This is a genomic window from Protofrankia sp. CiP1_Cm_nod1, assembly GCF_920888515.1.
Taxonomy (GTDB): domain Bacteria; phylum Actinomycetota; class Actinomycetes; order Frankiales; family Frankiaceae; genus Protofrankia.
This window is the reverse complement of sequence record NZ_CAKKTM010000191.1, coordinates 1-7,637: the sequence shown is the minus strand read 5'-3', so window position 1 is coordinate 7,637 and position 7,637 is coordinate 1. Positions and strand designations below refer to the sequence as shown.

Below are 7,637 nucleotides of genomic sequence, written 5' to 3'. Positions count from 1 at the left end.
CGCCACCCCCCGCAGCCTGACAGGGCAGGCCGACGGCACGGACAGCCCGCGGCCCGGCACGGCGCGTCCGACCCCGCGGTGCGGGCGTCCGGCGGGCCGGCTTTCCCGGGCATACCCGTCCGAACCGGAATGACACGGAGCTGTCCGGCCAGCGGTTTCCGCAAGATTCACTCTTGATGATGCCGACGGGCTTCGGCCGGCACACGCCGCGAGCAGTTCTTAGGAGTCCTTGACAGTTCATTGTCCACCTTGTCTACTGACTGCGTAGACAAACGTGAGTATTCCGGCGGCAAAGGAGATCTCCCGATGCCCAGGCTCTCCCGCGGCGACCGGTACGGCCTGGCGCGTGACACGAACTGGACGTTCGGCTGCGTCGACGAGGCCGACGTGTTTCCCGAGGAGCCGCCGTACCGCGTAGTTCCAGCCGTACCGGGATTCCGGACAGGGATTCCGGCCGCGTAACGCTGACAGACCGGTCACCACGTCAACAGACACGTCAACAGATCAGTCACCACGTCAAAGGAGCGTTGCAGATGTCTGTTCTGCCTGAAGTCATCGCGGCCAACGCCGAGTACGCCGCCTCGTTCGGTGACAAGAGCGAGCTGGCCCTGCCGCCGGCGCGGGGCTTCGCCATTCTCACCTGCATGGACGCCCGGCTGGACCCGGCCAGGTACGCCGGGCTCAGCGAGGGCGACGCCCACGTGATCCGCAACGCCGGCGGGCGCGCCAGCGACGACGCGATCCGCTCGCTGGTGATCTCGTACAAGCTGCTGGGCACCAAGGAGTGGTTCGTCATCCACCACAGCGACTGCGGGATGGAGTTCTTCACCGACGAGGTGATCCGCGGCCTGCTCGCCAACAGCCTGGAGACCGCCGCCCTCGGCGACCAGGGCTTCCACGACGTCGGCACCGGCCCGGGCGCCCGTGAGGGCGACTACATCGACTGGCTGACGATCTCCGACCAGGCCACCAGCGTGACCGAGGACGTCCGCCGGGTCCGCAGCCACCCGCTCGTCCCCGGGCGTATCCCGATCTACGGCTACATCTACGACGTCAAGAGCGGCCTGCTCGTCGAGGTCCCGACCGCCACCGAAGCCGGCCGGGCCTCATAGCCCGGACCGCCTCATAGCCCGGATCACAGGCGGCAGGCGGCACAGGCCGGCCGGGACCGGCGAGGCGGCACAGGCCGGCCGTGCGCCTGAGCCGGCCCGCACGCGGCGGTCAAAGGCCCGGGGTGCGGTCAAACCGGGGCGGCTTCAGTATTCTGGGCGGGTCGGCGCTGAACCTGCGCCCCGGGTCGCGGGTACGTCGGACGGTGGGTCTGATCCGCCTCGCCCGGGCACCTCCACCGGCCCGTCGACGACAAGCGCACCGGCTTGTCGACGGCGAGCCGCACGCTGGAGCGTGCCTGTCGGCGCGGCCGTGAACCGGAGGTTCAGGCCGCCACCTGCCCGCGGGATCCCGGCCGTCCGGGGTGCTGCGGGCAGGCACCACCCCAGCTCGCGACGATCGCCATGGTGCGTGACTCATCATCCGGGAGAAGGCATTGGATCGTTTCGCGTACCGGGACGGCGTGCTGTACGTGGAGGACGTCGCCATGGAGGAGATCGCGGCCCGTTTCGGCACGCCGGTCTACGTGTACTCGCACGGCACCCTCGTCACCCACCTGCGGCAGGTGGCGGACGCGTTCGCCGAGCTCAAGCCGCTGATCTGCTTCTCGGCCAAGGCGCTGAGCAACATCCACCTGCTGCGCGGCCTCGCCGCGGCGGGCGCCGGTGTGGACGTCGTCAGCGGCGGCGAGCTGTACCGGGCGCTGCTGGCCGGGGTGCCCGCGCCGCGGATCGTCTTCGCCGGCGTGGGCAAGTCCGACGAGGAGCTGCGGTACGCGGTGCGCTCCGGCATCCGCTGCGTCAACGTGGAGTCCGAGGGTGAGATGCGCGCCCTCGCCCGGGCGGCGGCCGACTGCCAGCTGCCGGTGGGGGCGGCCGTGCGGGTCAACCCGGACGTCGCGGCCGGCTCCCGCACCCCGGCCAAGACCACGACCGGGCGCCGCGGCGGCAAGTTCGGGATCGACCTCGACCAGGTGCACGAGGTGTACCGGCTGGCCGTGGAGGACCGCTGGCTGCGGCCGGCGGGCCTGCACTTCCACATCGGCTCCCCGATCTTCGACCCGCGGGCCTACGGCGACGCCCTGGACAAGGTGCTGACCCTGGCGGAGAAGCTGACCGCCGACGGCGCCCCCGTCCCGACGATCAACATCGGCGGCGGTTTCCCCGCGGACTACGAGGGAGCCGGCGTCCCGGGATGGCCGGACTTCGCCGCCGTGATCGCGCCGAAGCTGCGCTCCTTCGTGGCCGCCGGCGGCACGGTCGTCATGGAGCCCGGCCGCTCGATCGCGGCCAACGCCGGCGTGCTGCTGGCCGGCGTGCGCTACCTGAAGACCTCCGGCTCACGGAACGTCGTGATCACCGACACCGGGATGAGCCACCTGATCCGGACCGCCTTCTACGACACGTTCCACTTCCTGTGGCCGGCCCGGCCGCAGGGCGGCCTGTCCCCGGTGAGCCGTACCGGCGAGCACGACCAGCCGGGCCTGACACGCTACGACGTCGCGGGCCCGGTGTGCGAGTCCAGCGACTACCTCGCGAAGGACCGGCTGCTGCCGCCGCTGCGGCCCGGGGACGTGCTGGCCGTCTTCACCGCCGGCGCCTACGGCATGACGATGGCCAGCCACTACAACAGCCTGCCCCGCCCCGCGGAGGTGCTGGTCGACGGCGGGGACGTCCGGCTGATCCGGCGCCGCGAGACCTACGAGGACCTCGTCCACGCGGAACTGGACACCGCCCTGGAAGACGCCGTTCTGGAAACCGAGCCCGCCAGCTGAACGCCGGCCAGGCGGCACGCATCCTGTCCGCAACCACCCGCGCAGGACATGCTCGGCGCGAGTTTGTTGTCGTGCGCGCTTTTGGCCGCGTCAGCGTACACAGTGACAAACTCGCGCCGATCTTCTCCCGACGCGTGCCGCTGTTCGCGGGGACATGTGCGGGTCTCCGATGCCGCCGTGGGACGGGCAGCCCCGCGCCGTCAGCCGGTACCGGCGCCGGGACGGCCGCTGGCGGGACGGCCGCTGGCGGGACGGCCGCTGGGGGGATGCTCGCTGGCGGGACGGCCGCCGCGCGGGTGCTCTTCGGGTATCCGGCCGCTCCGGAGATGGCCGGTCAGGTTGTACTCGGCCAGGCGCAGCCGTCCGGCGTCCGCCACCCAGCGGGTGACGGACGCGTTGGCGACCGAACCGCTCAGCGCCACCAGCTCGGCCTCGGTCAGGCCCTCGAGAACGAACCGGAACATGATCACGACGGCGTCGTGCGCGGCGACGAGCACCCGGCGGCCGGCCTGCTCCCGGCAGGCGTCCCGCAGGAAGCTGCGCAGCCGCAGCGCCACGTCGGTGAGGGACTCACCGCCCGGCGGCCGGTAGTAGAGCTCCCCGAGATGGGCCCGCCGCCGCACCTCGTCGGGAAACCGGGCCTGCCTGGCGGCCGAGGTCAGCCCGTTCAGCACGCCCGTCTCACGGTCTCGCAGCCGCTCGTCGAGGCGCGGCGGGGGGAGCGGGTGGCCGGCGCGGGCCAGCTCGTCGCGCACGGCACGGGCGGTGTCGTGCGCGCGGGCGTACGGCGAGGACAGCACGACCTGCGGGAGACGTTCCGGCGGCAGCGAGGCGAACCAGCGGCCGAGGTCGCCGGCCTGCTCCCGGCCGAGCGGCGACAGCGGGACGTCGGGATTCCGCTCGGTGACACCGGTGTCGAACGCACCGGCGGCCTCGGCCGCGGCGAGGGCCGCGTTGCCGATGCTCTGCCCGTGCCGCACCACGACGAGTTCCGCCGGCACGCCCCACGCGGCGGCACCATCTGCTGTCGCTATGTGCACGATCACAGCGTATCCGCAATACTTGAACACAGCCGCGACAACCGGGTCGTGATCCGTCCCGGAACCAGCCGAAACCCCGGCGGGACGGACCCGATCCATGCTGCCCTGAGACATGGGGCAGGACGAAACCGGGGCGATCACACGATCGCACGATCAGCGGAGGGCCGCTCGACGCAACGTCAACCGGAACGTCAGGTAGATACGCGACACCACACCTGTAACGGCGCCGTGAAATCGAGATCACAGATGCTCATGCAATCGACAACGGGTAGACAGTACCGATGAGCACTTTCCGCGTGTGGGTGCCAGATGCCAAGACGGTAGGTGTAGCCACCAGCACGGACGGTCGCGAAACCATCCACGAGATGATGACCGACGAGGGCGGCTGGTGGTGGGTCAACGTGCCCGCGGCCGGGCACGGCACCGACTACGCCTTCCTCGTCGACGGCGACGTCGACGAGCTGCCCGACCCGCGCTCGGCCTGGCAGCCGCACGGCGTCCACGGCCGCTCCCGCCTGGTCGACCACTCGCTGTTCCCCTGGTCCGACAGTGCCTGGCGGGGCATCACGCTCGCCGGCAGCGTCCTCTACGAGCTGCACATCGGCACGTTCACCCCGGAAGGCACCTTCGACGCAGCCATCGGACGACTCGACCACCTCGTGGCGCTCGGGGTCGACGCGGTCGAGCTGCTGCCCGTCAACGCCTTCGCCGGCCGGCACGGCTGGGGGTACGACGGCGTGGACCTCTACGCCGTCCACGAGCCCTACGGCGGCCCGGACGGGCTCAAGCGCTTCGTGGACGCGGCCCACAGCCGGGGCATCGGCGTGATCATGGACGTGGTCTACAACCACCTCGGGCCGGACGGCAACTACCTGGCCCGGTTCGGCCCCTACTTCACCGACTCCCACGTCACGCCCTGGGGGCCCGCGGTCAACCTCGACGCGCCCGGCTCGGACGAGGTCCGGGCGTTCATCGTCGACAACGCGCTCGGCTGGCTGCGGCACTACCACTGCGACGGCCTGCGGCTGGACGCGGTGCACGCCTTCGCCGACAACCGGGCCGTCCACCTGCTGGAGGAGATCACCACGGCGGTGCACAGCCTCGCCGCCCAGCAGCGCCGGCCGCTGTTCGTCATCGCCGAGTCCGACCTGAACGACCCCCGGGTGGTCACCGCCCGCGAAGCCGGCGGGTACGGCCTGGACGCGCAGTGGTGCGACGACGTCCACCACGCCCTGTGGGCGGCGCTGTCCGGCGAGCGCCAGGGGTACTACAGCGACTTCGGCAGCCTCGCCACCCTCGCCAAGGCGATGGAGCACGCGTTCGTCCACGACGGGACGTACTCGACGTTCCGGGGGCGCTCCCACGGCCGCCCGGTGCCGGGCCACCTGCCCGCCCACCGGTTCATCACGTTCCTCCAGGACCACGACCAGGTCGGCAACCGGGCGGTCGGCGACCGGGCGAGCGCGACGCTGAGCCCCGGCCTGCTCAAGGTCGGGGCCGCGCTGCTGCTGACCTCCCCGTTCACGCCGATGCTGTTCATGGGCGAGGAGTGGGGCGCGACCACGCCCTGGCAGTTCTTCAGCGACCACGACGCGCCGGGCCTGGCCGACGCCGTCCGCAAGGGCCGCCGCGGCGAGTTCGCCGCGCACGGCTGGGGGCCCGACGAGATCCCCGACCCCCAGGACGAGGCGACGTTCGCCCGCTCCAGGCTCGACTGGTCGCAGCTGAGCGTCCCCCGGCACGCCGGGCTGCTGCAGTGGCACCGGCGGCTGACCGCGCTGCGCAGGACCCTGCCCGGCCTCACCGACCCCGCCCTGCCGAAGGTGCACTGCACCTTCGACGAGGACGCCCGGTGGTTCGTGCTGCGCCGCGGGCAGGTCGCCGTCGTGTGCAACCTGTCCGACCGGCGCCAGCCGGTGCCGGTCGAGGGTGTGCCCTTCGACATCCCGGCCGCCTCCGCCACCGGTTTCACCTTCATGCCGGGACGCATCGAACTGGACGCCGAGTCAGTCGTGATCGCCCGGCTGCTCTGAACGCGCCGGAATTCGTCCCGCCGGCCCGGGCCGGCGGGACAGGTTTTCCCCGGGCCGCGTTTCCCGCGGGCCGGGAAAACCGCCCCGCGAGCGGCATGAATCCATGCGGGGACGCGCGGCCCGCGGCACAGGGGCCCACGCGGGCCGTGTGCGCCCCTGCCCGGTCCGCACGGATCATCCGCCGATACGCGTGAATCAGCGCGAATAAGCACGAATACGCATGAACCCACGTTGACATGCACAAGAAGACGCTGATACGCACAAATACATGCGAACTTGTATGTGTGCGCGTGAATATGTGCAGACACGTCCCGATGTGCGCCGGCCCGCGTGTGCGCGCCGGCCCGCGTGTGCGCGCCGGCCCGCGTGCGTGCCGGCCCGCGTGCGTGCCGGCTCCCGTCAGAGCCGCCGGTCCTGCTCCTCGGCGCCGGACAGCACGAGATACAGCAGCCCGAGGATGCAGACGGACAGCACCAGCACGACGACCAGCAGAACGATGTAGTCCGTCATCCGTCCCCATCCCCTCCGGGCCGCCTCCGACGCGACGGGCCGGCGACGACGCGGACCCGGCCGCGACCACCACCCGGCTGCCGGGTGCGGCGGCGTCCCCCGATGCCCACCGACATCCGTCGGCATCCATCGGCATCCGCCGGCGATATGTCCACCGGGGTGCTCGGTCGGCCCGGCGCGCTCGGCCCGTGTGGCGACAAGTGTCCCGCCACCCGGGCGACGGGACAACCGTCGCGGCGCCCACCCGGGCGGCTGGGGGCTGGGGGCTGGGCGGACGGTCAGCCGCCGGTGCTCGCCGAGCCCTCCCGGACGACCATCTCGTCGGACCCGCCGTCACGGGCGAGCGCGGACAGCCGCGACACCGCGCGCTGGAACTTCTTGCGGTGCGGGCCGGCGAACATCTCCGGGGAGAACAGCTCGTCGAAGGGCAGGCCGGACGCCGCGACGGGCAGCGACCGGTCGTAGAGCCGGTCGGCGAGGACGACCAGCCGCAGCGCCACCGCCTGGTCGACCACCTGGGCCACCCCGTGCAGGCAGACCAGGCCGACATCGTCGACCAGCGCGCCGTAGCGGGACGGGTGCAGCTCGCCCAGGTGCGCGCACAGGGTGGCGAAGTCATCCTCGCTGGCGGTCGGGATGGCCGCGGCGCGACGGCTGACCTCCTGGTCGTCCAGGGGCACCGGGGGCTTGGGCAGGCCGCGGTGGCGGAAGTCCTCACCTTCGACCCGCAGGACGTGGAACTGCGCGGACAGCCCCTGGATCTCGCGCAGGAAGTCGTCGGCGCCGAACCGGCCGGCCCCGAGGTCCTCCGGCTGGGTGTTGCTCGTCGCCGCCAGCCGGACACCCGACTCCACCAGCCTGGTCAGCAGCGTGGAGACGAGGACGGTGTCGCCGGGGTCGTCCAGCTCGAACTCGTCGATGGCCAGCAGCCGCAGGCCGGCGAGCGCGTCCACTGTCCGGGCGAACCCGAGCGCGCCGACCAGGGAGGTGATCTCGACAAACGTCCCGTACGCCTTGGGCCCCGGCGCGGCGTGCCACAGCGAGGCGAGCAGGTGGGTCTTGCCGACCCCGAAGCCGCCGTCGAGATAGACCCCGGGACGGGTGGGGCCCGCGCCGGCACCGGCGGCCACCGGCCCGCCGTGGCGGGTGCTGCGCCCACCGCTGTTACGG

Annotated in this window: 6 protein-coding genes; 4 read left to right on the top strand and 2 right to left on the bottom strand. The window is 72.1% G+C overall.

What is annotated here, in order from left to right; all coding sequences use genetic code 11:
- Nucleotides 1-306 precede the first annotated feature (306 nt).
- From NBX02_RS08795 to lysA, 3 genes are all read left to right on the top strand, one after another.
- Complete coding sequence (locus NBX02_RS08795; protein ID WP_250282103.1) at nucleotides 307-462, top strand: hypothetical protein; 156 nt, start codon at nucleotides 307-309, stop codon at nucleotides 460-462.
- Nucleotides 463-533: 71 nt separating this feature from the next.
- The gene (locus NBX02_RS08790; protein ID WP_250282105.1) at nucleotides 534-1,112 is read left to right on the top strand and encodes a beta-class carbonic anhydrase; all 579 of its coding nucleotides are present in this window, start codon (nucleotides 534-536) and stop codon (nucleotides 1,110-1,112) included.
- A gap of 434 nt (nucleotides 1,113-1,546) precedes the next feature.
- Nucleotides 1,547-2,884, top strand: a complete 1,338-nt coding sequence (gene lysA / locus NBX02_RS08785; protein ID WP_250282108.1) for a diaminopimelate decarboxylase — start codon at nucleotides 1,547-1,549, stop codon at nucleotides 2,882-2,884.
- A gap of 200 nt (nucleotides 2,885-3,084) precedes the next feature.
- On the opposite strand, the gene NBX02_RS08780 is transcribed toward lysA, so the two are convergent.
- Nucleotides 3,085-3,930, bottom strand: coding sequence for a histidine phosphatase family protein (locus NBX02_RS08780; RefSeq protein WP_250290858.1), 846 nt, complete (start codon nucleotides 3,928-3,930; stop codon nucleotides 3,085-3,087).
- A 275-nt stretch (nucleotides 3,931-4,205) separates the two neighbouring features.
- Between NBX02_RS08780 and treZ the strand changes: the two genes are divergently transcribed.
- Nucleotides 4,206-5,957, top strand: coding sequence for a malto-oligosyltrehalose trehalohydrolase (gene treZ / locus NBX02_RS08775; protein WP_250282112.1), 1,752 nt, complete (start codon nucleotides 4,206-4,208; stop codon nucleotides 5,955-5,957).
- A gap of 788 nt (nucleotides 5,958-6,745) precedes the next feature.
- Here treZ and zapE read toward each other — a convergent pair.
- Nucleotides 6,746-7,637 (bottom strand): cell division protein ZapE (gene zapE / locus NBX02_RS08770; RefSeq protein WP_250290857.1); only part of this gene is annotated, 892 nt, incomplete at its 5' end.

Bases quoted from the DNA above. Each gene is read 5' to 3' on its own strand.
- NBX02_RS08790 (WP_250282105.1), top strand. From the start codon at position 534: ATGTCTGTTCTGCCTGAAGTCATCGCGGCCAACGCCGAGTACGCCGCC.
- treZ (WP_250282112.1), top strand. From the start codon at position 4,206: ATGAGCACTTTCCGCGTGTGGGTGCCAGATGCCAAGACGGTAGGTGTA.
- NBX02_RS08795 (WP_250282103.1), top strand. From the start codon at position 307: ATGCCCAGGCTCTCCCGCGGCGACCGGTACGGCCTGGCGCGTGACACG.